We start from the raw sequence: 25,834 nt of genomic DNA, 5'->3' as shown, positions 1-25,834 counted from the left end.
GGCTGACGCATGCACACTCTCGCGTCAGCCAACGTTGGACTTTATACATTAAACATTGAACTCAGTTATAATCCCAGCACCTTCTTATTAAACGCTTCATCGGCACCGGAACCGGCGAAATCGTCGAAGGCGCGTTCGGTAACGCGGATCATGTGGTTCTGGATGAACGGTGCCCCTTCGGCGGCACCCTGTTCGGGATGTTTAATAGCGCATTCCCACTCCAGAACGGCCCAGCCGTCATAGTTATACTGCGCCATTTTGCTGAAAATACCAGCAAAATCGACCTGCCCGTCGCCGAGGGAGCGGAACCGTCCGGCCCGCTCTACCCAGCCCTGAAAACCGCCATATACTCCCTGCCGACCAGTAGGGTTGAACTCGGCATCTTTGACGTGGAAGGCAAAAATCCGTTCGTGGTAAATGTCGATAAACTCCAGATAATCAAGGCACTGCAATACAAAGTGGCTGGGGTCGTAGTTGATGCCCGCACGGGGGTGATCGCCAACGGCTTTCAGGAACAATTCGAACGTGACGCCGTCGTGAACATCTTCGCCGGGGTGCAGTTCGTAACCTACGTTTACACCTGCATTATCGAAGGCGTCGAGAATGGGCTTCCAGCGTTTGCCCAGTTCAGCAAATCCCGTCTCGACCAGACCCGCCGGGCGTTGCGGCCACGGATACATAAACGGCCATAGCAAAGCCCCTGTGAAGCATACGTGCGAGGTCAGTCCCAGGTTCTGGCTGGCTTTGGCGGCCAGCATCATCTGGTTCACCGCCCATGCCTGTTGGTCGGCGGGTTTGCCTGCCAGTTCAGCCGGACCAAATCCGTCGAACATAGGGGCGTAGGCAGGATGGACGGCCACCAACTGGCTCTGTAAGTGGGTAGACAGCTCAGTGATTTCCACGCCAATGTCGGCGAGTTTACCCTTCAGTTCATCACAGTAGGTTTTACTGTCGGCGGCCTGTTGCAGGTCAATCACACGTGCATCCCAAGTGGGAAGTTGAATGCCCTTATAGCCGAGATTGGCCATGTAGCGGGCGATGCTGTCGAGATTGTTAAACGGCTCATTATCACCCATAAACTGGGCTAAAAATATACCGGGGCCTTTTAGTGATTTCATATTTGGGAAGATTGGGGTTGTAACGACTCAGTAGGTAAAAGCGTTATATTGCTGACAACTAACCACTACGATACCTATGCAGAATGAAGGACGCATCGTTGAGCTACTGGCAGAGATGCTCATCAAGCAGGATGTATTTATTGACGAACTACGCGGAGTCAAAAACGAGCTTGTTGGTGTGAACCAGAAGCTTGGTGAACATAGCGTCATTTTGAAAGAGCATACGGATATTTTAACCCGCCATGAACGGTTGTTGAAGCGCAATGACCACCAAATGGAGCGGGTGCTGTAACTATTGTCGGACGATGTGATCCGTTTTGAGGAAATTCTGGACGTAGAGCAATTTGACCAAGGCAAGCGTATCGTCCTTCACAAGAGTAAGTACGCGTCTAACCTGTAGCATGCGCAACCAAATAAAATAGACAAGGCCCGGTTCAACACCGGGCCTTTTTGTATCTACACGTTTACCCAGCTTTGGCTTTTGTTCGATTCCAAGATACGCTCACAGATCAATAACTCACGATAGCCGTCGGCAAACGTTGGGTATGTCGGGTTTTCGGGCTGCTTGCCTGCCTCAATGGCGGCGTAGACTTCCTTGAACATCTGCTTGGAGGTGTCAGGGAAACCTTCGTTGTGGCCGCCAGGGAAACCAATCACCGACCGTACCTCGGCGTGAACGAGCGAGGGGTCGTCGGTGACGGTTTGGTTGTAGCCGTCGCGGTTGCCCATCCAGAGCTGGTTGGGTGATTCTGAATCAAAGGCGAACGTCTTTTTTGCCCCCGAAATCTCCAGCTTCAACTGATTCTTGCGCCCCGCCGATACCTGCGACACAGTGACGACCCCCCGGTTACCATTGTCGAACCGGAGCAACACGTTGGCGTGGTCTTCGGTGTTGATCGGCACATCGGCGTAGTCATCGGGTTGAAGCATTTTGCCCGAATAGGTCTCTACGGGCTTCAGGGGCTTTTTCCGTGTCTTATGGATGGTGTTAAAATCGGCCAGTACGGCGGTCGTTTTCAGGCCCGTGACGTATTCGATGATGTCCATCAGGTGCGACCCAATGTCGGCAATGGCACGTGAATCGCCTGATTTATCGGGTTCGAGCCGCCAGTTGTAATCCGTTTCGTAGAAAAGCCAATCCTGCAAATACGAGCCAATGATGCTGTAGACATCGCCCAGTTCACCTTTCTCGCGCATGACCTTCATCTGCCGCACCAGCGGGTAGTAGCGCAGGTTGAAATGCACGGCGTTGACGAGACCGGACTTTTTGGCCAGTTGGACCAGTTCTTCGGCCTCGTGCAAATCTTTGGCCAGTGGTTTCTCACAGATCACATGCTTGCCCGCCAGTAACGCCGCTTTCGACTGACTGTAGTGCAGGAAGTTGGGCGTACAAATGTGGATGCTCTGAATGTCGTCCTGCTTCAGTAGTTCATCGAACGTGTAAGCGCGGGGAATACCCAACTGAGCGGCCTTCGTTTCGGCCAGTTCCTGCGACACTTCACAGAGAGCAACCACTTCTACATTGGGCAACCGGCGGAGGGCTTCGATATGCGCGGGACCAATAAAACCGGTGCCAACAACACCAACCTGAATTTTTTGCATGATTAGGGGATTGTATTGAAAAGGTTAAAAAAGAGCTAAAACACAGCGTTGCACGGAGACACCCGGAGATTCACAGAGGCATTGCAATAGAATTCATTTCTCTGTGAATCTCCGGGTGTCTCCGTGCAACGCTGTGTTTTAGCTTTTGTCACTCAATAAACTTCGTCCACTTCTGATCTGATTTATCCGACGCAACGACGGTGTCAATGAAGGCCATGCCGCGAACACCTTCTTCCACGCCGGGGAAATCGAGGCGGATGGGGTCGGGTTCGGTGCCGTTGAGGCGGGCGCGGAGGGTTTGGGCGAAAGCCGTGTAGATGTTGGCGAAGGCTTCCAGAAACGCTTCGGGGTGGCCAGCGGGCAGGCGCGTGTTGGCCTGTGCTTCGGGTGAGAGGTCTCCCACACCCGTGCGTATGAGCCGGGCACCAGCCTCGTTGGTCTTGTAAATCAGCGTGTTAGGCTCCATCTGATGCCACTCCAGTCCACCAAATTCGCCGTAGACACGGATGGAAAACGGATTTTCTTCGCCGTTGGCAATCTGACTGTTGGTGAGTAGTCCCTTGGCACCATTGTCGAACCGGAGCAGCATGTTGGCGTCGTCATCGAGCAGGCGGCCTTCCACGAAAATGGTGAGGTCGGCGCAGAGTTCGGTGATTTTCAGGCCGGTGATGTACTCGGCGAGGTTTTCCGCGTGCGTACCGATATCACCCACACCACCCACTGCGCCTGATTTGGCCGGGTCGGTGCGCCAGCTTGCCTGTTTCTGCCCCGTCGCTTCCACCAACTGCGCCAGCCAGCCCTGCGGATATTCGACGATGACTTTGCGAATTTTGCCCAACTTGCCCGCTTTCACCATCGCCCGCGCTTCTTTCACCATCGGGTAGCCGGTATAGTTGTGGGTGAGGCAGAAGAGCAGACCCGTTTCTTCCACAATGCGTTTTAGCTCGCGGGCTTCGGCCAGGTTCAGCGTCATGGGCTTGTCGCAGACCACGTGGAAGCCGTTTTCGAGGGCCATTTTGGCTGGGGCGAAATGCATGTGATTGGGCGTCACAATAGTCACGAAATCCATGCGCTCACCTTCGGGAAGCTCCTTTTCCCGAAGAATCATGTCTTCGAAAGTATCGTAAACCCGGTTAGGGGGCAGGTAAAGCGCATGGCCCGTCTGCCGCGATTTTTCGGGGTTAGAGCTAAATGACCCGCATACCAGTTCAATCTCATTGTCGAGAACGGCAGCGCGGCGGTGCACGGCCCCGATGAAAGCGTCGAGGCTACCGCCCACCATGCCCATGCGGAGTTTGCGGTGCGTAGTGGAGGGAATAAACGTAGGGTTCTTATCGGGTTGAATAGTCATAAACGACGTTGGTAAGGCTCTTGGCTGCAAAGTAAGGACGGGCAGGCACCCCGAAGCAACCCTTATCGCATCAAATCGTAAAAGAGGCTTGATTTACTTTTTTTTCGGAACTTTAGCCGGAAGAGCATCCTGTATTCAGGGTAATAAGCGGAACTCGGTTGCTTTCTACAAAAACCGAGAATACTTGTTTCACTAAAATCATCCTATCTCCTTCCGATCATGAATCAAACCGTCAATCCATCGCGGCTTTTTCTGGCAAGCTGCTTTGCCCTTATCACCACCGCCTTTTCCTTCAGCATACGGGCGGGTATTCTGCCGCAGCTAGGTACCGAGTTTGGCCTGAGCGCCGAACAACTGGGTTTTATCAACTCGATGTGGTTTTTGGGCTTTCCCATTTCCATGATCGTGGGCGGGTTGGTCTACCACACGGTGGGGCCAAGAATTATTATGACGGTAGCCTTTGTGGCCCACACGCTGGGTATTCTGCTGACGATTTATTCGGGTGGCTACACGGGGCTCCTGATCTCGACGCTGTTCATCGGTATCGGCAATGGCTGTACCGAAGCGGCCTGTAATCCACTGATTGCCGACATGTATTCGGGGGCGCAGATGAACAAACAGTTGAATCGCTTCCATATGTGGTTCCCCGGTGGCATTGTGGTGGGTAGCCTGCTGTCGAAATTTATGACTGATGGCGGTTTCTCATGGCAGGCTCAGATCTGGGCCATTATGGTGCCGACCCTCATCTATGCGTTCCTGTTTTTCGGACAGGCGTTTCCAAAGCCCCGCGTGGAAGGTGTAACGTCGCTGGGCAAAAACTTCCAGGCTATGCTCACGCCGCTGTACCTGTTTATCTTTTGCTGCATGGCGCTGACGGCTATTTCCGAGTTCGGACCGCAGCAGTGGGTGGGCCTCATTATGAGCAAAAGTGGCGCTAGCCCCATGCTGATTCTGGCCCTGGTAACAGGTTTGATGGCCGTTGGCCGGTACTTTGGTGGACCAATCATCCACCGCCTCGACCAAACCGGCGTGTTGCTGGGTGGAGCCATTTTCGCCACCATCGGTATTTACCTGTTCAGTACCCAAACCGGCGCAATGGCTTACGTTGCCGCTGTTTTCTTCGCCATCGGCGTGTGTTATTTCTGGCCCACCATGATCGGCTTCGTGGCCGAACGGATTCCGTTAAGCGGTGCGCTTGGTATGTCGATTGTAGGGGGTGTAGGAATGTTCTCGACGTCTATCTTTCAGCCTATTATTGGTCACTGGATCGACTCTGAACGCGTTATTCAGGCGGCAGCAGGCAAAGCGGGTGATGCACTTGAACTGGCCGCCGGACAGGCTACGCTGCTCAGAATGACCACGTTCCCCATTATTTTGATCGTGGCCTTCACGGGGCTATGGTTCTTTATGCGCAACCGCAAAGTAGACCACTCGCTCGACGAAGTAGCCGCCCGGCAGCCACAATTGTAGGTACGTCAATGGCTAACTGATTTAAGGCCGGGGGAGCGATCTTCCGGCCTTTTCGTTTGCCGTTCAGGCCCGTTTAGTTAGCAGTGCCTTCACTAAACCAGGCAAGCCGATCAGGCTAAAAACGAGGCCAAACCCAGCCAAAACAGCGGGTATCAGCCATTCGTCTTTGCCCTCCAGCAATACATCGTTGGGCGCTTCGGGCCGATACCAGAGTCGCACGGTTTCGCCCGGCTGGAAAAGGGGCGGAGTAGTGTAGAGTTGGGAATAATACACACGAGGCTGTTGCTGAGCGTCAGTATACTGAACCACTACTGCAAGGGCTGTGCTGCGGTTGGGAGCAGGTTTCCATTGTTGCCGAAGGTCAACGACAACACCCGTGGTTTCAACTCCATTGGCCTTGAGCGTACGGTTTTTAGACCAGGTCCAGTAGGCAATCCCTGAGCAAATAACCCCTACAAGAGAAAATACGGTTAAGAAAAGAAGCCAGAATTTGTCGGCATTCATTGCAGGGGGCCAACGGCGAATGTACACCGCTGAAGCCGACCGTAAACTTACTGCTTCTATAAGTACGCCGTCAACCCCCTGCCACCGTAATTCACACATATATAAGTGTAACTACTTAACACGAAAAATGCGGTGTTGGCTCAAATCTGACACCGCTTTTTTATGCCCATCATCTACGTCTGTATAAAATTGAATGCTTTCAAGATGTTTTTTAATTAAATCATAATTGTTATTGAAAATTTTGTAATACGTTTTTAATACCAAATAATCGGTTGAATATTTCTGGAAGTGCAGAATATCAGAATACAACCTGTTTATCTTAACGTCAACTGATTATGAGAAAATTTACCCTGTATGGGCTGTTGCTCTGTCTGATGCTTTGCGCCAGCAGTGCCATAGCTCAATCCATCAAAGGCCGGGTGCTATCGGCCAACGGGGCGGGCCTGCCGGGGGCTAACGTGCTCGTGAAGGGCACCAACACCGGGGCCTCTACCAATGCCGAAGGGGGCTTCACGATCTCGGCCTCGCCCACCGACAGACTGGTGATCTCGTATATCGGCTACGTATCGCAGGAGGTAGTGGTGGGCAACCGCACCGAACTGGAACTGACCCTGGCCGAAGATGCCTCGCAACTGAGCGAAGTGGTGGTGACGGCCCTGGGCATCGAGCGCGACAAGAAAGCACTGGGCTACAATATCCAAGAATTGAAAGGCTCGGAACTGACGCAGGCACGGCCCACCAACCTGGTTAACGCCCTGTCGGGGAAGATTGCCGGGGTGCAGGTGACGGGATCTAATGGTCAGCCGGGGGCGTCGTCGCGGATTCTGATTCGCGGGGCCAACTCCATAGGCTCAAACAACCAGCCGCTGTTTGTGGTCGATGGCATCCCGATTGACAACGGCAGCTATAACACCGCACCGGGCAGCACAGGCAACACCAACAACGTGACGGTTGATTATGGCAACGGCGCGTCGGCCATCAACCCCGACGATATCGACAATATCTCGGTGTTGAAGGGGGCCAATGCGGCGGCACTGTATGGCTCGCGGGCGGCCAACGGGGTCATTCTGATTACGACCAAGTCGGGCAAAGGCAGCAAAGGGCTGGGTATTTCGGGTAACCTGAACACGACCTTCGACACGCCGTTTCGGTTGCCCAACTACCAGAACGACTATGGACAGGGCTTTAAAGGGCAGTTTGCCTATGTCGATGGTAAAGGCGGCGGCACCAACGACGGGGTAGATGAAAGCTGGGGACCGAAGCTCGACGGGCGGCTGATTCCGCAGTTCAACTCGCCGGTTGACCCCACTACGGGTGTGCGGACGGCCACGCCCTGGATTGCCCGGCCCGACAACGTGAAGAACTTTCACGAGGTAGGTATGACCAACACCCAGAACATTGGTATTACGGGCGGCAACGACAAAGGCGACATGCGGCTGTCGTTTACAAACCTGTACCAGAGCGGCATGTACCCCAACACCAACTACCGCCGTCAGAACGTGGCCCTCAACGCGGGCTATAACCTGGCCAAAAACCTGACCGTGCGCACGGCGGTCAACTACATCCGCGACGGGTCAGACAATCGGCAGAACTTGAATTTATACTGGACGTGGTTTGGTCGGCAGGTGGATCTGGACGACCTGAAGCAGTATACCGAACCCGGCACCGACCCCAGCCAATGGCCCGTACAGCGTAACTGGAACCTCAATTACTGGAACAACCCCTACTTCGCGCTAAACAAGCTGCTCTACGCCAACGACAAAGACAGGATCGTGGGCAACGTGCAACTGATCTACAAACCACTGCCCTGGCTCACGGTTATGGGCCGCACCGGCACCGACGTGTCGCTGGACCGGCGCAACACCAAACGGGCGCGGAGTGTGGGCATTCCCAACGGTGATTTCGCACTCGACAACGTGTTTACCCGTGAGTCGAACTCCGATTTCCTGGTCACTGCCGACAAAACGTTCAGCGATTTTCGAGCCACAATCAACCTGGGTGGCAACCGGCGCTACAACTATTTCGAGCGGCAGTACATGTACGCACCGGAGCTGAAAATCCCGAACCTCTACAACATCGGCAACGCGTCGGTGGCCCGCACGAACTACAACCGGCTTACCGAAAAGAGCGTGAACAGCCTCTACGCGGCGGGTACGTTCTCTTTCCGCGACTACCTGTTTCTGGACATAACGGCCCGCAACGACTGGTCATCTACCCTGCCTGCTGGCAACCGGAGCTATTTCTATCCGTCGTTTTCGGGGAGTGCCGTTCTGACCGATGCGCTTGGTTTTCAGTCGAGTACGCTGCCGTATCTGAAAGTGCGGGCTTCGTGGGCGCAGGTGGGCAACGACACCGACCCCTACAGCACGGCGCAGGTGTATCAGGCCGAAGACCCCTGGGGCGCCACCACCACGTTTTCGGAAAACAACCTGATTTACAACCCCAACCTCCGCCCCGAAATCACGCGGGCTACCGAGGCAGGTGTTGAAGCCCGGCTGTTTGGCAACCGCGTAAACCTGGAGGTAACCTATTACACGAAAACGACCTTCGACCAGATTTTGCGGGCCAACGTGCCGCAGAGTTCGGGCTATTTCAACACGATCATCAACGCCGGTGAAATCCGCAATTCGGGTTGGGAAGTGGAACTGAGTGGCTCACCGGTGAAGGCGGGGCCCTTCCGCTGGGACGTAACGATCAACTACGCCCGCAACCGGTCGGAAGTGGTGGATTTGGGCGGATTACCAAATTACCAGATCAACACGGGTGCCTTGTTGCGCAACGTGATTCTGGAGGCCCGCCCCGGCTACGCCTACGGCAATTTCTACGGCACCTACTACCGCCGCGACCCATCGGGTAACCTGATTTTTGATAGCAAGGGTTACCCCGTTATGTCATCGGACCGGAAGGTGATCGGCAACATTATGCCGAAATGGACGGGCGGTATTCAAAACTCGTTCACCTACAAGTTCTTGACGTTCAGTACGTTGTTTGATATGCGCGTGGGTGGACAATTGTTTGCGCACTCGGTCAACATTGGCCGCTACACGGGCGTTCTGGCCGAAACCCTGCCCGGTCGTGAGGGGGGTATTGTGGGCGAAGGCGTGGTGGAAATCAAGAACGCCGACGGCACCTTCAGCTACCAGCCCAACACCACGCGGGTGGCCCTGCCGGAAGACTATTACCACAATTTTTACAACCGGAACAACAACGAGGCCTACATGTTCGACGCCGATTATGTGAAGTGGCGCGAGGCTCGGTTCTCGGTGGCGCTGCCCAACAAGTGGTTTGGCCGTACGCCGTTCCGGGGTGTCACGCTGTCGGTAGTAGGTCGAAACCTGGCCCTGCTCTACTCGAAAGTGCCGCACGTCGACCCCGAAACCAGCTACTACGGCGACGGCAACGTACAGGGTTTCGAAAACGGCAACCTGCCCTCGGCCCGCAGCATTGGCTTTAATCTGGGATTCAACCTGTAAAACCCCACCCCCGCCCCCTACCCCTGAAAATCAGGGGAGGGGAGCCGCTCTAGAGCAGCTTCGCCAACTTAGTAGAGAAGCGGAGCTTATGCCGGAGCGACTCCCCTCCCCTGATTTTCAGGGGCAGGGGGCGGGGGTGGGGTGTCACTCACATGAAAAAGACACTCATTCTCTCTCTCGCTCTTTCACTCTCTCTGACTGCCTGCGAGAAAAATTTCGATACCATCAACGCCAACCCGAACGACCCTACGAGCTTGCCGCCGGAGTTGCTGTTGCCCCACGGTATTAAGCTGGCCGTTAACTCGGTACAGGGCGGGTCATTGGGTCTCGATGTGGGACCGCTATGGGCGCAGCACCTGGCCCGGATTCAGTATACGGAGGTGGACCAGTACAATTTCACTACCGACGTGCAAGACACCCCCTGGCGCGATTTGTACATCGAAGCCAACGCCGATTTCCAGAAAATCATCGATTTGGGTAAGTCAACGAACAACGAGAATTACCAGGCCATTGGGCTGATTATGCGGTCGTATGTGTTCTCGCAACTAACCGACGTCTATGGCGACATTCCGTATAAAGAGGCCCTGCTAGGCACCAAAGGCAACGTGTTGCCCAAATATGACGCGCAGAAAACGGTGTACGCCGGACTGGTGGCCGACCTGAAAACGGCCAGCGACCTCATCAACACGAAGGCCGTTGACAAGACTGCCGACATTCTGCTGGCAGGTAACATGACGGGCTGGAAGAAGTTCGCCAACTCGCTGAGCCTGCGCCTCCTGAACCGGATGGTGGGCAAAACCGATTCGCCCATCGACGCGAAAGCCGAGATGGCCCGTATACTGAGCGACCCTACGAAGTACCCCGTGCTAACAGGCAACGCCGACAATATTCAGCTAACGTACCTGGCCGACGCGCCCAATAATAACCCGACGAACCAAAACCGCAAAACGCGCGACGATCATCGGGTAAGCAAAACGCTGGCCGACAAGCTGACGGCCCTTAAAGATCCCCGGCTGGCTGTTTATGTCGCCCTGCCTGCGGGTGGTGGTACCTACGCGGGCGTTCCCAACGGCCTGCCCAACGCCGACGCCTCCGCACTGGGCCTGACGAAGACCTCGAAAATCGGCGATTATTTTGCGCGGGGCATTACGCCGGGCGTGCTGGTATCCTATGCCGAACTGAACTTCATCAAGGCCGAAGCCGCCCTGAACGGCGTGACGGCGGCGGGTGATGCGGCCAAAGCCTATGAGGAAGGCATACGCGCTTCGATGACGCAATACAGCCTGACACTACCAGCCGACTACCTCACAGTGAACAAGTTGGGCACCGGCGCAGCGGCGCTAACGCAGGTAATGGAGCAAAAATGGCTGGCCTTGTTCGGGCAAAGCGTAGAGGCCTGGACGGAAGTTCGCCGGACGGGTATTCCGGCCCTGAAAATCCCGGCCACCAACTACAACGACGGTGTGTTGCCCCAACGCCTCCCCTACCCATCCAACGAGGAAAACCTCAACACCGACAATTTCAAAGCTGCCCTCACCAGCATGGGTGGCAGTAACACGATGAAAACAAAGCTGTGGTGGAGTAAGTGATTTACGATGTACGACTGACGACTTACGATTTATTGCTGACGCTGAAGCAAGACTATTCTAGCGTAAGCAATAAATCGTAATTCGTCAATCGTACATCGTAAATCCTAAAACTCCGTCTTCCACTGCACCGTCCAGCCGGTTTGAATGTGCTTGGGAATCGGAATACCCAGCATACCCGTGGCAGGGTTCATGGCCGACAGCGTCAGGGGTGTAGACTCTTTAGTTTCGGCAGAAATGACGCGGGTGGCTCGTAGAAAAATCTGGCCCCGGCTATCAATATCGTCGACCACGGCATAGAGCGCGTCACCAGTTTTTAAGTCAACGTCACCTACTTTGGCGTCTTGTGTTATCGTGAACGCCCAACTTTGACCCAGTTTGGCTTTACCAGCTTTCTGAAGTTTAGCTTCCACCTCGCCGATGAACACGGCGGGCGTCTTGGGGCGCTGCGCCAACAGATCGTTCAGCACGCTGTCCATCACGGCGGCTTCACTACCCCGCGCGGGTGAATCGATGGGAATACCGGTCAATTCGGGGTCTTCATCAATGAGCCAACCCATTTTGCGGGCCTGTTGCTGTTCACGGGCGTAGGGATCGTCGGCGTAGGCCATCAGACCGCTACTCATGTTGGCATACTTGCCGGGATTGACCAGTAACTCTTTCATCGCCAGCATTCTATACAGATAATAGCCGGTTTCGGGGTTGAGCGTCATGTCGTAGTAGCTGCGCGTACTTTGCCGCACCATCTTCTTTTCAATCATGCCCATGCCGCCATTATAGGCCGCCGCCGCCAGTGTCCAGGAGCCGAGCCGTTTATGGAGCGATTTCAGATACCGGCACGCCGCCTCCGTCGATTTCACCAGATCGGTACGGTCGTCGTTGCCAGGCTCAATGCGCATCCCCATGTCTTTAGCGGTTTCATCCATAAACTGCCAGTACCCCACCGCTCCAGCCGACGACACGGCCGTGGCCTGCCAATTGCTTTCAATCAGCGGCATGTACTTAAAATCGTTGGGTACTTTGTGCTTTGCCAGAATGGGTTCAATCACCGCAAAATAGGGTGCCGACCGCTGATGCAACAATTGCACGCGCTTGGCATAGCCCGACGTATTCATGAGCGCTATGGCCAGTTTAGTAGCTACGTCGCCCTGCTCGGTGGGCACGAGTTCGCCCGCAAAATTGGTGCGCTGAATAGGTTGCGGCGACGGTAATTTAGTCTTTGCAACAACCTGATGTGGTGCTTTTTTAGACCTGACTTTCGACTGTGCAACGGAGAATTGTACAACTGTCAAAAGCAGTAAACTGCTTAAAATGAACGAATTACGTATGAGTGATTCTGATTTCAAGGCAATTTTTAGCTGGTGCTTTCAAAGAACATAACGCCGGCTGAGTTTAGTTCGTGTATGGAACTGACGCAGCGGTTGTCGTTGCATCGGGTAGGCAAAATCATGCGTACCCGAGCCCACTTCGACGGTCAGCGCCGGACCATTAGCCGACACTACTTTACAATCCGTCACCTGTGCCAGCGGGCGTTTGCTCTCGGTGGTTTAGACAGCCCTAACGCTGGATAGTTTAACAGGCAGGTAAAGCGATTCGTGGGTAGGGGATTATGAACTGGTTAAAAAGCCGCCGTTGATAATCGAATGCCTACTGCGCTACAGCCCAGCAAAGCTGTTTATAAGGCTTTCCAGGTCAACGTCCACCCGGCTTTCATTTGGTCTACGTCAGGAATTTTAATACCCATCCGCCCCGTTGAGGCATCGACGGCAGCCAGTGGCAACACCATAGTTTGCTGACTGCCAGCCGTATAGAGCTTATCAGCCCGAAAATAGACGCGACCTGTTTTCGCATCAATGTCTTCAATGATGGCATACAGCCGGTCGCCTTCGGTCACGGCTACATCGTTAGCCATGCCATTGCGGGTAAGGTTAAATACCCATACACCGCCGCGTTGCATATCACCCGCCTCTACCAGTCTGGCTTTTATACCACCGCGGAATACGTCGGCGGCGTTGGGCAGAGGCAGGTCATCGGGGCGTTCATCGGGCGCGGTAAAGTCAGCTCTGGGGTTAGGAGCGGCCAGTACGGCCTGTTTTTCCAGGTTGATCATCAACCCCTCATCAAACAGCACATTTTCGGCCTCGGCAGGGGCCTCTTGCTGCACTGGCTTACGCAGGCTGGCCAGCAGTTGCTGAGGTAGTTCGTTGCTGTATTGCTGGTAATTGTTGAACAGTTCTTTAAAGGCCAGAATACGATAGAGGTATTTGCCCGTTTCGGCGTTGAGGCGGAGGTAGTAATAGTTGCGGTTTTGCTGCCGACGGATGCTGCCCAGCAAATTACCAATGCCATTGTTATAAGCTGCCGCCGCCAGCGTCCACGACCCCAATTGCCGGTGCAGATAGCGCAGATACCGACAGGCAGCATGGGTCGACTTTTCCAGGTTCAGCCGTTCATCAGTTCCCTTTGCAACGGCCAGCCCCAGTTCACGCGCCGTGGCGGGCATAAACTGCCAATAACCTGCCGCTCCCCTCGGCGACACCGCCCTGCCTACCAGTGCGCTTTCAACCAGTGGTAGGTACTTGAAATCAGCGGGGATTTGGTAGCGCGAGAGAATAGGTTCAATGATCGGAAAAAAAGAGGCCGCCCGCTGTCTCATTCTAAACAGTGCTACCGACTGCGACGAATTGCGGGCCAGCGCCGAAATAAGCCGACGGGCAACGGCCTCTTCGTGGAGTGGAACCGCCTCGCCACAGAAATAGACGGGAGGCAGTGGACGAAGTAAGCCGGGAATGAGGTTGAGATCGTAGGGCGTTGACAGGCAGCTACGTTCGGCCGTTGGGGCCGTGATGGCACCCATTGGCAGCGGTGCACCCGTTGCTGTGTGTGCTATCAATAGCAGTGCAGCAACGGGCAGAGTAAATGCCCATTTTTTCATTATATGTTACGGTGATGTAGGTCACTATTGGCTGCTTTTGTCTAGACGAGCCATAGAGTGAATAGTCACCCTGATCACCAGACAATAAACCATCTACACCGATAGAGCAAAAAATAGGCCAGAGGAAAAGGAAAGAATGGACAATGAATAATGGACAATGTACACTGATTGCTTACGCATTATCACTTATTTACGAGTAAGCGATCATTGTACATTGTTCATTGTTCATTGTCCATTCCTTACTGCGCTTCCTCCAATGGAGTGTAATCCTTGAATGTGCGCTTAATAGCCTTGTCGTTGGCTTCTTTTTTGTTTTGCCAGTTGGCGTCAAGTTCCAGTGCCACCAGACCGCTGAGGCTCATGGTGTTCCGGAAATCGTCGAGGCGCTTGATAAAATCGGGCGTACGGCGCGTAGATTTCAGAGCGAACTCGCGGGCAAACACGTCGCCTTTACTTTGAAGCTCGGTCTTTTTGCCCAACACATAGTTGTACCGGTCCAGCAAATCTTTCATCGATTTACCGATCACTTCGGTGGCTTCCAACGTACCCATTGTCAGCACGGCCGTACCACCAATTGCCGATATAAGTCGCTGGTTACCAGGATCTTTTATCGTTGGCGAGATACCCGTAGCCGCCCCCAGCGACGCGTTGGCCATCGACCGGTTGCGCTTGCCACCTTTAGCCCGCTTATAGTCTTTTTTCAACTCCTGCTCTTTTTCATCCAACTGCTCGATCAGGTTCCACGCCTGCACCAGCACCTGCCGATACATGGCAAACGTGTATCGGTCTTTGGCTTCCTCGTTTACCGTGTTGAGCACCGTGATCGAGATGGTTTTCTCGTCGCGGTTCTGGGCTTTGTCGAGCACAAAAAATGTCAGGTCAACCCGGATGGTATCATACGGATCGCGCACGAAATCATAGCCGGGAGTCCAGATAAACTCGTACTGGTTGTTGGTATTCCGTACCAGCGTCGACTTGGGGATGGTCTGGTTGGTGCTCAGGAAGTCGAACGTACTAACGTCTTCATCGCCGTTGGGGTCAGAGAGGTAGAACTTCAGGTTAATGGCGGCATTCTCGCGGATGCGATAGCTGGCATCTTTGGGTACTACCGAGATAATGGGCGGCAAATCCATCTGGGTGGCGTCGATCTTAAGCCGACCTTTGGTGCGCAACTTTGACGGTTGATCCTCCACCCAAAATTCCAGATAGAGGGGCTTGGTGCGCAGTTGGCTAAACTGATTGCGCGACAGGGTCCAGGTCAGCTCTCCTTGCGCCGTGAGTTTGCTGCCTTCGGGCATCTGGTCGGGAATGGCAATAAAAACGATGGGGTCGCCGTCGGCATCGAACACCTGCTTGGGGTCGAATTTGTAGACGTTCTGGGTCTGGAAACGAACATAAAACGGCGGCAGGTCTTCTACTACCGGCGGGCGGTTGACAGGGAGCACCTTAATGTCAACGAGTTGCGTGGCCGACTGTCCCCGCCGATTGTGTACTTCAAAAATAACGGGCACCACCCGGTTGGCCTTCAGGCGTTCTACTACGTCGAAACCGGGTGTCCAGCTGAAGCGACCCAGCGAGTCGAAGTTCATGCCCTCCATCATACCCTGCGCAATGGCGTAGGTAAGCGTGTCGTTGGGGGCGGCACCCGTGGTTTTCAGATCGAACCGGATAGGTTGTCCTTCAGCTACTACGTTCCAGTCGGTAGCCTGAGGAAGCACAAGTTGGAGCGATTTTGCGTCCTGCGCCTGACTGCTGAAGTGGGCAAACCACCCGATTAGTAGTAGCGCTAAGGAGGTGCATTTAGTCATGTGAATGCGTCCGTGGATTGTAAAGCCTAAAACGCAAAACTACAGCGAACCGTACAGGGTTACGTACCAAATGCTATTTTTTCGAGGCAAACGACCAGATTATCGCCTTTTTATTGTATTATAAGGAGAACAAGTGGGATGTTTACTTCGTAGCGGTGGTTGACACCGGTGGGTTGATCATGATGTGGGCGCGGTGCGTACCAGGGTCCATGATCCAGGGCATGCCGGGTGCTTCGGGCTTTAAAGGCAGGCCGGTGCTTTCAGCGGTGGCGTAGGGAATATAAACCACATAACGCAGGTAGCCGTCCTTTACGACACCAGTGGCCGGGTCATAATTCTCTACTTTAGCTGTATACGAATAGAGTGTGGTGGGGTGGCTGGGCATTTTCAGTGTACCCGCCTTAACCTCCTGCTCACGCATGTCGAGCACCTCGGCGGGCTTTTTACCGGCCTGCTTCAACTCCCGACCCCGCTTCATAAACGGCTCCAGGTCCTGATGATAGCACGACACGCTGAGTCCCTTCTGCGCCGGGTCATCGGCCAGGCAAACCAGTTCATTGGTGCCTTTGCGCAGGAGGATAAACTCATTTTTGTCGGAATAACCATAGACCGTAGCCCCCGCCTGTTTGTCGGCCGGAGCAGCGAGCACAGCGGTTTTTATCTGTATGTCGGGCGTTTGGGCCAGTGTGCTACCCGCCATGAGCGTCAGGTAAGCTAGGGAAAAGACTGATTTCATGAGCGATAAGGAATTAGGGGGTTCAAAGTTCAAGGTTTAAAGTCTAAAGTTGGCTGCCGCAAGCGAATACTGACGCGTCAGCCAACTTTAGACTTTAAACCTTGAACTTAATTCCCCGCCCCAAGTCCACGAAATGCCCAGGGGATACCAACCAGGATCAGTCCTAAACCAATGCCGTAGAAAATCCCCACGAGGCGGTGTTTCTGTGTGTCGCTGGTGGCCCGCTTACTCCGCGAGTAACCCACCGTAATCAGGGTAATAGCCAGCAGCATAATCGTGATGTGCTCGACGGTATAAAACCGGATGACCCGATTGGCCAGCCCATCGAAATTGACTTTAGGGCTGATGAAATAGAGGATCAGGCCCAGCACCAGTTGGAGGTGCACCGAAATAAGCGTGAACAGGTATAATTTACGGTTGCCGTCGGTAAAGGATTTCTGACCTTGCCAGCGGCTGATCGACACAAAAACGGCGGCCAGCAACAGCACCAAAGCCAGCCAGCGAAGCCCGGAGTGGGCATGAACTAATCCAGTATACATCGTGTAGGTTTATCAAAAAATTGCTGTTGCAAAGAAACGGACAAACCCGTACCCAGCCTATGATTCTATACAACATTACCATGAGCCTTGAGCCGCAGATTGAACGCGAGTTTTTGCGGTGGATGAAAGACGAACACATGCCCGCCGTGATGGCTACAGACCTGCCGCTGGAAAACAAAGTGCTCAAGCTCCTGACCGAAGTGGACAACGGCGGTGTCACCTACACCTTTCAGTACTGGTTTCGGACCATGGAAGATTTCGTCACCTACCAAAGCCTGCATCAGCCCGCCCTCCAGCAACAGGTAGCCGACCGCTACGCCAACAAATATGTGTCGTTCCGAACGTTGCTGGAGGAGGCGTGAAGGGATTTACGAATGACGACTTACGATGTACGATTTGCTGCTGACCGGTCCGCCGGTGCGGCCAGAGCAATCCTGTGCGTAAGCAACAAATCGTAATTCGTAAGTCGTCATTCGTAAATCAGATCACCTCAAATACACCCCCTCCCGTTCGGCATCACTCAGTACCACCTCTACGTGTTCGTTGAGGGTGGTTGCCAGTTCGTATCCGATGAAGCTGGCGGCGATGGGATAGCGGGGGTGGTTGCGGTTTACGAGCACCGCAATCTGAATTTTACCAGCGGCTACGTGCAGAAACGGCTGCAAACTAAACGCCAGCGTCCGGCCCGAATACAGCACATCATCAACGATGACTACTACTCCGGTGTAGTTGGGGGGTAGCGTAGGCAGCGAGATATCAGGTTGGGCCGGCTGCGACTTGTCGAGGTCAATCTGGACCAGCGTAACCTGAAAGGGTGCAATCTGCCTAAGTTCGTCGGCGAGGCGCTGGGCCAGCACAAATCCCTCACCGGCCACGCCAGCCAGCACCACGTGGGGTTCGTCGAAATTGGTTTCGTATACCTGAAAAGCAATGCGGCGGATTTTCTGCTGAATCTGGTCGGCAGTCAGGATCTGGATGGTTGTCATACAGGCGAACTCGGCGGGTAGCAAGCTGTAAAGTTGGCAAAAAAAACTTTGAGCCAGCGGTCAGGGACTTGGCACAGTTTTAGCCGCTAAGTAGTTGGGCTACCTGCACTATGGGTAGTTTCTAACTACATGCCACGAATACAATTTTTCCTCTCCTCAACCAGTCAACGATCAATCAGTACTGCCCTAACGGCGTTACTTCTGCTATTTACATCCACTTCCTTCACGCTCGACAATGACATTAATTTACTGATTAGCAATTCCGTGCAGACAGGCAAAGCCGCTCCGTTAGCTTCTTGCTTCGACAAAAAAATTGAGCTTAAAATAGATGCCCTTTAGGTTGATTACCATACTGTGGGTGCTCGCCAGGCCGAAGTTATACTAAGTACTTTCTTTCGCAAATATCCACCATACCGATTCGAGTACATCTACAAAGGCGGGTCGGGCAATTTACTGTATCGCACGGGCGCCTACTACACAGGCCAGGACCAATACCAGGTATATGTATTAATGCACCGGCGCACCGACAAGCGGGTGGTGATTCACTCGCTGCAATTCCGCAAAGCCTGATTGTTCGTATCTTTGCGCCTTCATTTTTCGTGCGGGTACATCATGACAATCAAAACCAAAAAGTACGCCTTAGACCAAAAAACATACATCAGCTTAGCGTTTCGGCAGTGGGTGCGCGACAACTGGCTGTGGAGCGGCATACCGCTGGCGCTTATCCTGCTCAATGCCATCCTGAACCTTACGCATGTGTACCCCAACTACTGGATCTACGTCGTCGTGATTCTGCTTACGGCTATCTACGTGTTGTTTTGGGCCGTTCAGTTTACCGGCGTGTCGCAGTCAGAGCAGTTTAAGCCAATGTTCGAAAAGTACGTTTACGAGATCGACAGCCGCCATATTCTCATGAAACTGAACGCGAAAGAAGGTGGCATGCTGAAGTGGGATATGATCAAAAGCGGTGCCAAAACCAAAGACGCCTACGTTCTGCAACTGGGTAATGGACTTGGGGAAACAGGCATGCCAAAAATGAATTTCCTGATGGGTTATCTCGCCAAACAGATGGCGCGGGCTCAGTTTTTGTACCTCCCCTTCTCCATTTTCACAAGCGAGCAGGACCAGAAATTTATGGAGATGCTGTTACGGCGAAAAGGCCTCCTGCCAGAAACCGAAACCACAACCCCAGCCAAAACAGCCAGCACGGCCAAATAGCGCGGCAGGTACGCGAAGCGAGCGGGATTCGGCGTTACTGATGTAGCAACGCCGAATCCCGCTCTTTTTTTTGCCCATGACCCCAACCCCTACCCCACTCTGGACACCCGACGCCCGACGCCTGCAACAGTCGCGGATGAAACACTTCATCGACTACCTGTTCGTTAAAAAAGGGCTCTACCTGCGGCATTACGACGATCTTTGGAATTGGTCAGTGGCTAATATCGATGACTTCTGGGAGGTCATCGCTGCCTATTTCGACGTAAAATTTCACGCCCCCTACCGTAACGTAATTGAACGACCCCGGCAGGGCATGATCGGTACACGCTGGTTTACGGGGGCCACCGTCAGCTATGCCGAACACATTTTCCGCAACGCCAGCCACCTGTATCCGGCCCTGCTCTACGCTTCGGAACGCAACCGCCTGCGGGCAATGTCGTGGTCTGAACTGACGCAGCAGGTGGGCGCCCTGGCCGAATTTCTGCGGCAGCAGGGCGTGGGCGTAGGCGACCGGGTAGTGGCCCTGCTACCCAATGTGCCCGAAGCCGTGGTGGGCTTTCTGGCCACCCAGTCACTGGGAGCGGTGTGGTCGAGTTGTTCACCCGACTTTGGTACGGCCAGTGTACTCGACCGGTTTCGGCAGATCGAACCCACCGTGCTGCTCATGGCCGACGGGTACACCTATAACGGCAAACCGATTGATAAGACTGGAGACTTGACCCTGCTGCGTCAGGGATTACCCAGCCTGAAAAGCATTGTCTGGGTGCCCTTTCTGAACAACGACCCTTCAGCAAACATAGCGCCACCCACCGGCACCACCCTTTGGGCCGACGTGCTCGACACGCCGTTTGCCGCCCTGACGTTTGAGCCCGTTCCGTTCGACAGTCCGCTGTGGATCCTGTTTTCGTCGGGGACTACGGGCAAGCCCAAAGCCATCACGCATTCGGTGGGCGGGTGTTTACTGGAACACCTCAAAACGCTGGCCCTGCACCAGGACGTACAGCCCGGCGAACGCTATTTCTGGTACTCCACCACGGGCTGGATGATGTGGAATTTTGCGCTGGCCTCTATGCTGGTGGGAGCTACGCTGGTACTGTATGAAGGTTCACCCGCCTACCCGGATCTGAGCCGCCTCTGGATGCTGGCCGAACAGGCACAGATCAACCATTTTGGGGGTGGGGCGGCTTATTTTTTGTCGTGCATGCGGCAGGAGCTGAAGCCGTCTAACACCCTATCTTTTAAGGCGTTACGAAGCATTGGCTCAACAGGCTCGCCCCTACCGCCCGAAGGTTTCCGATGGATCTACGAAAACGTCCGGACCGACGTCTGGCTTATTTCGTTCAGCGGTGGCACCGACGTGTGCAGCGGTTTTGTGGGTGGCAACCCCTTTGGCCCCGTAGTGGCGGGCGAGATTCAGTGCCGGCTGTTGGGTTGCCATGTCGAAGCGTTTGATGAGGCGGGGCAGCCTGTACGCGAGGAACTTGGCGAGATGATGATTCTGGAACCCATGCCCTCCATGCCCCTCTATTTCTGGGGCGACCAAAGCGACGATCCTGCCCGCAACAACGAACGCTACCGGGCCTCGTATTTCGAGCAAAACCCCAATGTTTGGCGGCATGGCGACTGGATCAAAATTACCGACCGGGGTACCGTCATCATCTACGGACGCTCCGACGCGACGCTGAATCGCGACGGGGTCCGCATTGGTACCGCCGAAATTTACAGCGCCGTGGAAAGCCTCCCCGAAATTGCCGACAGCCTGGTAGTGGGTATCGAACACGAAAACGGAACCTACGAAATGCCCCTGTTCGTGGCTCTGCGCGACGGCCAAACCCTCAGCGACGACCTGAAAACGCGCATCAAGCAGGCACTGCGCAATCAATACAGCCCCCGCCACGTGCCCGACAGCATCCATCAGATCGCCGAGGTACCTTACACCATTAGCGGCAAAAAGATGGAAACACCCGTCAAAAAAATCCTTATGGGCCAGCAACCCGACCGCGTCGCCTCCCCCGACACCATGCGTAACCCCGGCTCGCTCAAAGCGTTTCAGGCCTTTGAGGTGTAAACCAATACGTTAGCAGGCTTACCTCCAATTACTTGCCGCGTCCATAGAAGCTGGGCGCGGTTTTTTGTTGCCCGTTACCCTGCCGACGAACAGTTTGCCGCGAAGGCATACTTAACAATCTGCTAACACTATATAGTTACTAGATACCGTAGCTTTGTGCCCGCAAAACTTATACATCTTTTCATGATTCCATCTCTACAGCGAGCTTTCTATGCTTGGCTTGGGCTACTCATGCTTTGCATGACGCCAATGTGGGTACGGGCACAAGCACCGACCGATCTATTCTTCTCCGAATACGTTGAAGGCAGTAGTAACAACAAAGCCCTCGAAATCTACAACGGCACCGGCTCGGCTATCAATCTGGCTACCGGACAGTACATCATTCAGATGTACTTTAACGGCGGTACTACGGCCAACACTACTATTAACCTGACCGGCACCATTGCCCCAGGCGGTACTTACGTAGTGGCCCCAACCGCCGCCAACGCCACGATTCTGGCCAAGGCAAACCAGACGAGCGGCTCCACATTCTACAACGGAAACGACGCCATTGTCCTGCGCAAAGGTGGAGCCACGGGCACCATTATTGATGCCATTGGCCAGGTAGGGTTTGATCCCGGTACCGAATGGGGCACGGGGCTAGCCTCGACCGCCGACAATACCCTGCGCCGGAAACTATCATCCTGCACCGGCGATGCAAACGCTACCGACGTATTCGTACCAAGCGTTCAATGGGATGGTTACGCCACCGATACCTTCGACGGATTGGGTGCGCACAGCACCAGTTGCGGCGGTGGTACCCCCACGCTTCCCTCGGTTTCTATCGTAGCCACCGACGCCAACGGGGCCGAAGCGGGTACTGATCCCATCGTGTTTACGCTATCACGGTCGGGCGGGACCACGGCGGCGCTCACTGTCAACTACTCCGTTGGCGGCTCGGCTACCAACGGCACCGACTATACGCCCGCGCTCAGCGGCGTGGCCACCATCCCCGTTGGTCAGTCGTCGGTTACGCTGACGCTCACGCCGGTAGACGACGCAGTGGTTGATGCCAACGAAACCATTATCCTGACCATCACGGCCGACGCCGCCTACACCATCGGTTCGGCAACGGCAACGGGCACCATCGCCGATGATGAGGTTACGCCCAGCCAGCGAATCCACGACATCCAGGGCGCGGCCCACATTTCGCCCCTGCTGGGTCAGACGGTCAACGGCGTACCCGGCATCGTGACAGGGTTGCGCACCAACGGGTTCTACATGCAGGACCCCACGCCCGATACCGACGACCGCACATCGGAAGGAATTTTCGTCTTCACCAGCACAGCCCCTACCGTGGTGGTCGGTACGTCGGTGCTGGTGAGCGGTACCGTGGCCGAGTTCCGGTCGGGGGGTAGCGCAGGCACCAACAACCTGACCGTTACGCAGATTCAGGTTCCCACGGTCACGACCGTATCGACGAATAATTCGCTGCCTGCTGCTACGGTACTGGGTAATGGCGGTCGGGCCATTCCAAACAAATTCATCAAAAACCAGGCTGGCAACGTGGAAACGGGTGGCCTGGCGTTCGATCCGACAGTGAACGGTATCGACTTCTACGAGAGCCTGGAAGCCATGCTGGTGCAGATCAACAACCCGCTGGCGGTTAGCCCAACTACCCAATCGGGAGCCGCTGCCGGTGAGCTGTGGGTGGTGGCCGACAACGGCGCCAACGCTACCATCAAGTCAGCGTGGGGTGGAGTCATTGTCAGTGCCAATGATTTCAACCCTGAGCGTATTCAACTCGACGACACGGTACTGAACCCACCCAGCGGCGGTTTTCTGACGCCATCTGTCAACGTGGGTGCCCAACTGAGCACGGCCACGGGTATTGTCAACTGGACTGCCGGCAACTATGAAGTGCTGCTCACGTCGATCCCAACGGTGATCTCCAACAGCCTGACCAAGGAGGTGACCTCAGTAGGCGGCACGGCCAGCCAGTTGACGGTGTCGACGTTTAACGTAGAAAACCTGGCTCCCAGCGACCCCAGCAGCAAGTTTACGAACCTGGCCAACCGGATTGTGACGAACCTGAAAGCACCGGACATTCTGTTGCTGGAAGAAATTCAGGACAACAACGGTGCCACCAACGACGCCGTGGTAGACGCCAACATTACGTTCGGCCTGCTGCTCAACGCCATTACCAGCGCCGGAGGTCCGGCGTATCAGTACCGCCAGATCAACCCCGTCGATGATCAGGATGGAGGGCAGCCAGGGGGTAATATCCGGGTAGGCTTCCTGTTTAATCCCGCCCGTGTTACGTTTGTTGACCGCTCCGGTGGCACCTCAACGGCTGCTACAACCGTCAACAACGTCAACGGGGTGCCGCAGCTATCGTTCAGTCCGGGCCGCGTGGACCCTACCAACCCGGCTTTTGCCAACAACGACGGGTCTGGCCCGGCCAGCAACAGCCGCAAACCGCTGGCCGGCGAGTTCCTGTTCAACGGCCAGAAGGTGTTTATCATCGGCAATCACTTCAGCTCGAAAATCCCTGACGACATTCTGTTTGGCGTTAATCAGCCCGCCACGCTCTACAGCGAAGCCCAGCGCCGCGATCAGGCCACGGTTGTCCGCAACTTTATACAGAGCATTCTGGCTATCGACCCCAACGCCAACGTGATTACCCTGGGCGACCTGAACGACTTCGAGTTTTCGGCCCCGGTAAATATTCTAAAAAGTGCGCCGCTGAATGCACTGATCGAAACGCTGCCCGCCAACGAGCGCTACACGTATGTCTTCGAAGGCAACTCGCAGACGATTGACCACATCCTGGTGAGCAACGCCCTGCTGAGCAAGCTGGATGGGTATGACGTGGTGCACATCAACGCCGAATTTACCAACCCCGACAGCGACCACGACCCCAGCGTAGCCCGGTTCACACTGGCCTCTTCGCTCTCCATCACGGCCTACGCCACGCCGTCGCAACTGCTGACTACGGGTACAACCACGTTGTCGGCCACGGTATCGGGAGGCACCGCACCGTACAGCTATACGTTTGTTGGGCCGGGCACCATTACGCCCAACGGCAACACGGCCACGGTATCGGGTATTCCGGCGGGTGTGCAAACGTTCACGGTCATTGCCGGTGACGCCACAGGAGCAAGCCGCCAAACGATCTCGACCACGGTGAGCGTAACGGTGACGGCCATTCAGTTGCAGGTGCTGCACCGCGACGTGGACAACTACGCCGACAACAACTCGGTGCAACCCGTGCTGATTCTGCAAAACCAGGGCAGCGAAGCCCTGCCGCTGTCGGCCCTGACCCTGCGGTATTACCTGACGGTAGAGAACTTCGTACCGCTCACTAACCTCTTTACCTTCTACGCCCAGGTAGGCGCTGCCAACGTCAAGCTGCGCTACGTGCCGCTGGATGCTCCCCGTCAGGGTGCGTTTGGTTATGTGGAGTACGGCTTCACGCCGGAAGCAGGCCAACTAGGAGCCAACGCCGATTCAGGACCGATCCAGAGCTACTTTGCCAAGAGCGACTACAGCGGTCTGTATGAACCGGATGACTATTCGTACAACCCCGTGCGCGATCAGTTGCTGGCTAACCCCCGCATCACGGCCTACTACAACGGCGTACTGGTTTGGGGTCAGGAGCCGGCATTGGTCACGCCGTCGCGTCAGCTACGGGTGCTCACCGAAAGCAAAAACGGCCCCTCGGCCACGGCCATCACCACCAACCTAATCCTCCGCAACGAAGGCAACCTGCCCGTGAACTACGCCGATCTACGTATCCGCTACTACTTCACCGACGACAACCAGCAGGGGCTGACGTTCTATTCGAACTTCATGTATGAAGGTGCCTTGCAGGGTGAGCTGGTGCGTATCAACCCGCCTTTGGCCAACGCCAATACGTACCTGGAGATCAAGCCTACGTTTGGGGGCCAGCTGATGCCGTTGAGCAGTCTGGGTACGCTGTGGTACAGCATCTACAGCCCGCAAGGTGCCCGCCTGGATCAAACCAACGACTATTCGTATCAGGAGTGGCCTGCTGAGTTCAGTCCCAACAACCGGGTGGTGGTCTACGTTGGCAATGAGCGGGTGTGGGGTCAGGAGTCGGGGGCCGCGGCTCGCCGCGCTTCGGCTGAGCCGGGCAGTGAACTGGACGTAACGCTGCTGAGCAACCCGGTGCGGGGTGATGCAGTGTCGGTGCAGATCAAAGGCGCGGGCGGTAATCCTCTACAATTGCAGTTGATCAATGCGCAGGGTAAGGTTATTACCCAGCAGCAGATAGCCACGCCGCAAGCCGTAGAGCAGCATACGCTCTCGCTGACGGGTCAGGGGCCGGGTGTGTTACTCCTGCAAGTGAGCACCCCCACCCAAAGCCGGACGCTGCGCGTATTGAAAGCTGAGTAAGTATCAGGCGGGCTGAGCAAGTCTGTTCAGCCCGGTCTGTAA

The 25,834-nt window shown here is 55.0% G+C and carries 19 protein-coding genes; 9 read left to right on the top strand and 10 right to left on the bottom strand.

Annotated elements, in window-relative coordinates:
- Window positions 1-65: 65 nt before the first annotated feature.
- Window positions 66-1,118 carry a sugar phosphate isomerase/epimerase family protein gene (locus J2I47_RS25555; RefSeq protein WP_207367467.1) on the bottom strand — a complete coding sequence of 351 codons (1,053 nt, stop codon included), beginning with the start codon at window positions 1,116-1,118 and terminating at the stop codon, window positions 66-68.
- Window positions 1,119-1,194: 76 nt separating this feature from the next.
- On the opposite strand from J2I47_RS25555, the gene J2I47_RS25550 reads away from it, so the two are divergent.
- On the top strand, window positions 1,195-1,410 hold the full coding sequence (locus J2I47_RS25550; protein WP_207367466.1) for a hypothetical protein: 216 nt from the start codon (window positions 1,195-1,197) through the stop codon (window positions 1,408-1,410).
- A 164-nt stretch (window positions 1,411-1,574) separates the two neighbouring features.
- Here the strand turns inward: J2I47_RS25550 and J2I47_RS25545 are convergent, their stop codons facing one another.
- Window positions 1,575-2,720, bottom strand: coding sequence for a Gfo/Idh/MocA family protein (locus J2I47_RS25545; RefSeq protein WP_207367465.1), 1,146 nt, complete (start codon window positions 2,718-2,720; stop codon window positions 1,575-1,577).
- Window positions 2,721-2,868: 148 nt separating this feature from the next.
- Window positions 2,869-4,008 (bottom strand): Gfo/Idh/MocA family protein, encoded by a 1,140-nt coding sequence (locus J2I47_RS25540; protein ID WP_207367510.1) that lies wholly within the window; start codon window positions 4,006-4,008, stop codon window positions 2,869-2,871.
- 282 nt (window positions 4,009-4,290) lie between these two features.
- Here J2I47_RS25540 and J2I47_RS25535 point away from each other — a divergent pair, with 282 nt between their 5' ends.
- Window positions 4,291-5,541 (top strand): MFS transporter, encoded by a 1,251-nt coding sequence (locus J2I47_RS25535; protein WP_207367464.1) that lies wholly within the window; start codon window positions 4,291-4,293, stop codon window positions 5,539-5,541.
- A gap of 63 nt (window positions 5,542-5,604) precedes the next feature.
- On the opposite strand, the gene J2I47_RS25530 is transcribed toward J2I47_RS25535, so the two are convergent.
- Complete coding sequence (locus J2I47_RS25530) at window positions 5,605-6,045, bottom strand: DUF3592 domain-containing protein (RefSeq protein ID WP_207367463.1); 441 nt, start codon at window positions 6,043-6,045, stop codon at window positions 5,605-5,607.
- Window positions 6,046-6,380: 335 nt separating this feature from the next.
- Here J2I47_RS25530 and J2I47_RS25525 point away from each other — a divergent pair, with 335 nt between their 5' ends.
- On the top strand, window positions 6,381-9,518 hold the full coding sequence (locus J2I47_RS25525; RefSeq protein WP_207367462.1) for a SusC/RagA family TonB-linked outer membrane protein: 3,138 nt from the start codon (window positions 6,381-6,383) through the stop codon (window positions 9,516-9,518).
- A 152-nt stretch (window positions 9,519-9,670) separates the two neighbouring features.
- Window positions 9,671-11,107: a SusD/RagB family nutrient-binding outer membrane lipoprotein gene (locus J2I47_RS25520; protein ID WP_207367461.1), complete on the top strand. Its 1,437-nt coding sequence runs from the start codon at window positions 9,671-9,673 to the stop codon at window positions 11,105-11,107.
- Window positions 11,108-11,211: 104 nt separating this feature from the next.
- Here the strand turns inward: J2I47_RS25520 and J2I47_RS25515 are convergent, their stop codons facing one another.
- The 5 genes from J2I47_RS25515 to J2I47_RS25495 form a co-directional block, all read right to left on the bottom strand.
- The gene (locus J2I47_RS25515; RefSeq protein ID WP_229374946.1) at window positions 11,212-12,396 is read right to left on the bottom strand and encodes a lytic transglycosylase domain-containing protein; all 1,185 of its coding nucleotides are present in this window, start codon (window positions 12,394-12,396) and stop codon (window positions 11,212-11,214) included.
- A 383-nt stretch (window positions 12,397-12,779) separates the two neighbouring features.
- The gene (locus tag J2I47_RS25510) at window positions 12,780-14,039 is read right to left on the bottom strand and encodes a lytic transglycosylase domain-containing protein (protein WP_229374945.1); all 1,260 of its coding nucleotides are present in this window, start codon (window positions 14,037-14,039) and stop codon (window positions 12,780-12,782) included.
- A 239-nt stretch (window positions 14,040-14,278) separates the two neighbouring features.
- On the bottom strand, window positions 14,279-15,847 hold the full coding sequence (locus J2I47_RS25505; protein WP_207367460.1) for a hypothetical protein: 1,569 nt from the start codon (window positions 15,845-15,847) through the stop codon (window positions 14,279-14,281).
- 142 nt (window positions 15,848-15,989) lie between these two features.
- Window positions 15,990-16,583 carry a hypothetical protein gene (locus J2I47_RS25500; RefSeq protein WP_207367459.1) on the bottom strand — a complete coding sequence of 198 codons (594 nt, stop codon included), beginning with the start codon at window positions 16,581-16,583 and terminating at the stop codon, window positions 15,990-15,992.
- Between the two features lie 107 nt (window positions 16,584-16,690).
- Complete coding sequence (locus J2I47_RS25495) at window positions 16,691-17,122, bottom strand: cytochrome B (RefSeq protein WP_207367458.1); 432 nt, start codon at window positions 17,120-17,122, stop codon at window positions 16,691-16,693.
- Between the two features lie 59 nt (window positions 17,123-17,181).
- Here J2I47_RS25495 and J2I47_RS25490 point away from each other — a divergent pair, with 59 nt between their 5' ends.
- The gene (locus J2I47_RS25490; RefSeq protein WP_207367457.1) at window positions 17,182-17,484 is read left to right on the top strand and encodes a DUF4286 family protein; all 303 of its coding nucleotides are present in this window, start codon (window positions 17,182-17,184) and stop codon (window positions 17,482-17,484) included.
- A 123-nt stretch (window positions 17,485-17,607) separates the two neighbouring features.
- On the opposite strand, the gene J2I47_RS25485 is transcribed toward J2I47_RS25490, so the two are convergent.
- Window positions 17,608-18,108, bottom strand: a complete 501-nt coding sequence (locus J2I47_RS25485) for a phosphoribosyltransferase family protein (RefSeq protein WP_207367456.1) — start codon at window positions 18,106-18,108, stop codon at window positions 17,608-17,610.
- Between the two features lie 354 nt (window positions 18,109-18,462).
- On the opposite strand from J2I47_RS25485, the gene J2I47_RS25480 reads away from it, so the two are divergent.
- The 4 genes from J2I47_RS25480 (at window position 18,463) to J2I47_RS25465 (ending at window position 25,792) form a co-directional block, all read left to right on the top strand.
- Window positions 18,463-18,678 (top strand): DUF4783 domain-containing protein, encoded by a 216-nt coding sequence (locus J2I47_RS25480; RefSeq protein ID WP_207367455.1) that lies wholly within the window; start codon window positions 18,463-18,465, stop codon window positions 18,676-18,678.
- 42 nt (window positions 18,679-18,720) lie between these two features.
- Window positions 18,721-19,326 carry a YcxB family protein gene (locus J2I47_RS25475; RefSeq protein WP_207367454.1) on the top strand — a complete coding sequence of 202 codons (606 nt, stop codon included), beginning with the start codon at window positions 18,721-18,723 and terminating at the stop codon, window positions 19,324-19,326.
- 76 nt (window positions 19,327-19,402) lie between these two features.
- Entirely contained in the window at window positions 19,403-21,394 is a 1,992-nt protein-coding gene (locus tag J2I47_RS25470; protein WP_207367453.1) for an acetoacetate--CoA ligase, read from the top strand.
- Between the two features lie 183 nt (window positions 21,395-21,577).
- Window positions 21,578-25,792, top strand: coding sequence for a cellulose binding domain-containing protein (locus J2I47_RS25465; protein ID WP_207367452.1), 4,215 nt, complete (start codon window positions 21,578-21,580; stop codon window positions 25,790-25,792).
- Window positions 25,793-25,834: the final 42 nt, after the last annotated feature.

It is taken from the genome of Fibrella rubiginis, assembly GCF_017353185.1.
In the GTDB taxonomy this organism is placed as follows: domain Bacteria; phylum Bacteroidota; class Bacteroidia; order Cytophagales; family Spirosomataceae; genus Fibrella; species Fibrella rubiginis.
This window is presented reverse-complemented; position numbering and strand designations above follow the sequence as displayed.

What these genes read in the sequence shown, in the direction of transcription:
- J2I47_RS25500 (WP_207367459.1), bottom strand. Translation starts at nt 16,583, where the DNA reads ATGAAATCAGTCTTTTCCCTAGCTTACCTGACGCTCATGGCGGGTAGC.
- J2I47_RS25530 (WP_207367463.1), bottom strand. Translation starts at nt 6,045, where the DNA reads ATGAATGCCGACAAATTCTGGCTTCTTTTCTTAACCGTATTTTCTCTT.
- J2I47_RS25490 (WP_207367457.1), top strand. Translation starts at nt 17,182, where the DNA reads ATGATTCTATACAACATTACCATGAGCCTTGAGCCGCAGATTGAACGC.
- J2I47_RS25545 (WP_207367465.1), bottom strand. Translation starts at nt 2,720, where the DNA reads ATGCAAAAAATTCAGGTTGGTGTTGTTGGCACCGGTTTTATTGGTCCC.
- J2I47_RS25495 (WP_207367458.1), bottom strand. Translation starts at nt 17,122, where the DNA reads ATGTATACTGGATTAGTTCATGCCCACTCCGGGCTTCGCTGGCTGGCT.
- J2I47_RS25555 (WP_207367467.1), bottom strand. Translation starts at nt 1,118, where the DNA reads ATGAAATCACTAAAAGGCCCCGGTATATTTTTAGCCCAGTTTATGGGT.
- J2I47_RS25520 (WP_207367461.1), top strand. Translation starts at nt 9,671, where the DNA reads ATGAAAAAGACACTCATTCTCTCTCTCGCTCTTTCACTCTCTCTGACT.
- J2I47_RS25505 (WP_207367460.1), bottom strand. Translation starts at nt 15,847, where the DNA reads ATGACTAAATGCACCTCCTTAGCGCTACTACTAATCGGGTGGTTTGCC.
- J2I47_RS25510 (WP_229374945.1), bottom strand. Translation starts at nt 14,039, where the DNA reads ATGAAAAAATGGGCATTTACTCTGCCCGTTGCTGCACTGCTATTGATA.
- J2I47_RS25540 (WP_207367510.1), bottom strand. Translation starts at nt 4,008, where the DNA reads ATGGGCATGGTGGGCGGTAGCCTCGACGCTTTCATCGGGGCCGTGCAC.
- J2I47_RS25550 (WP_207367466.1), top strand. Translation starts at nt 1,195, where the DNA reads ATGCAGAATGAAGGACGCATCGTTGAGCTACTGGCAGAGATGCTCATC.
- J2I47_RS25470 (WP_207367453.1), top strand. Translation starts at nt 19,403, where the DNA reads ATGACCCCAACCCCTACCCCACTCTGGACACCCGACGCCCGACGCCTG.
- J2I47_RS25535 (WP_207367464.1), top strand. Translation starts at nt 4,291, where the DNA reads ATGAATCAAACCGTCAATCCATCGCGGCTTTTTCTGGCAAGCTGCTTT.
- J2I47_RS25465 (WP_207367452.1), top strand. Translation starts at nt 21,578, where the DNA reads ATGATTCCATCTCTACAGCGAGCTTTCTATGCTTGGCTTGGGCTACTC.
- J2I47_RS25525 (WP_207367462.1), top strand. Translation starts at nt 6,381, where the DNA reads ATGAGAAAATTTACCCTGTATGGGCTGTTGCTCTGTCTGATGCTTTGC.
- J2I47_RS25485 (WP_207367456.1), bottom strand. Translation starts at nt 18,108, where the DNA reads ATGACAACCATCCAGATCCTGACTGCCGACCAGATTCAGCAGAAAATC.
- J2I47_RS25475 (WP_207367454.1), top strand. Translation starts at nt 18,721, where the DNA reads ATGACAATCAAAACCAAAAAGTACGCCTTAGACCAAAAAACATACATC.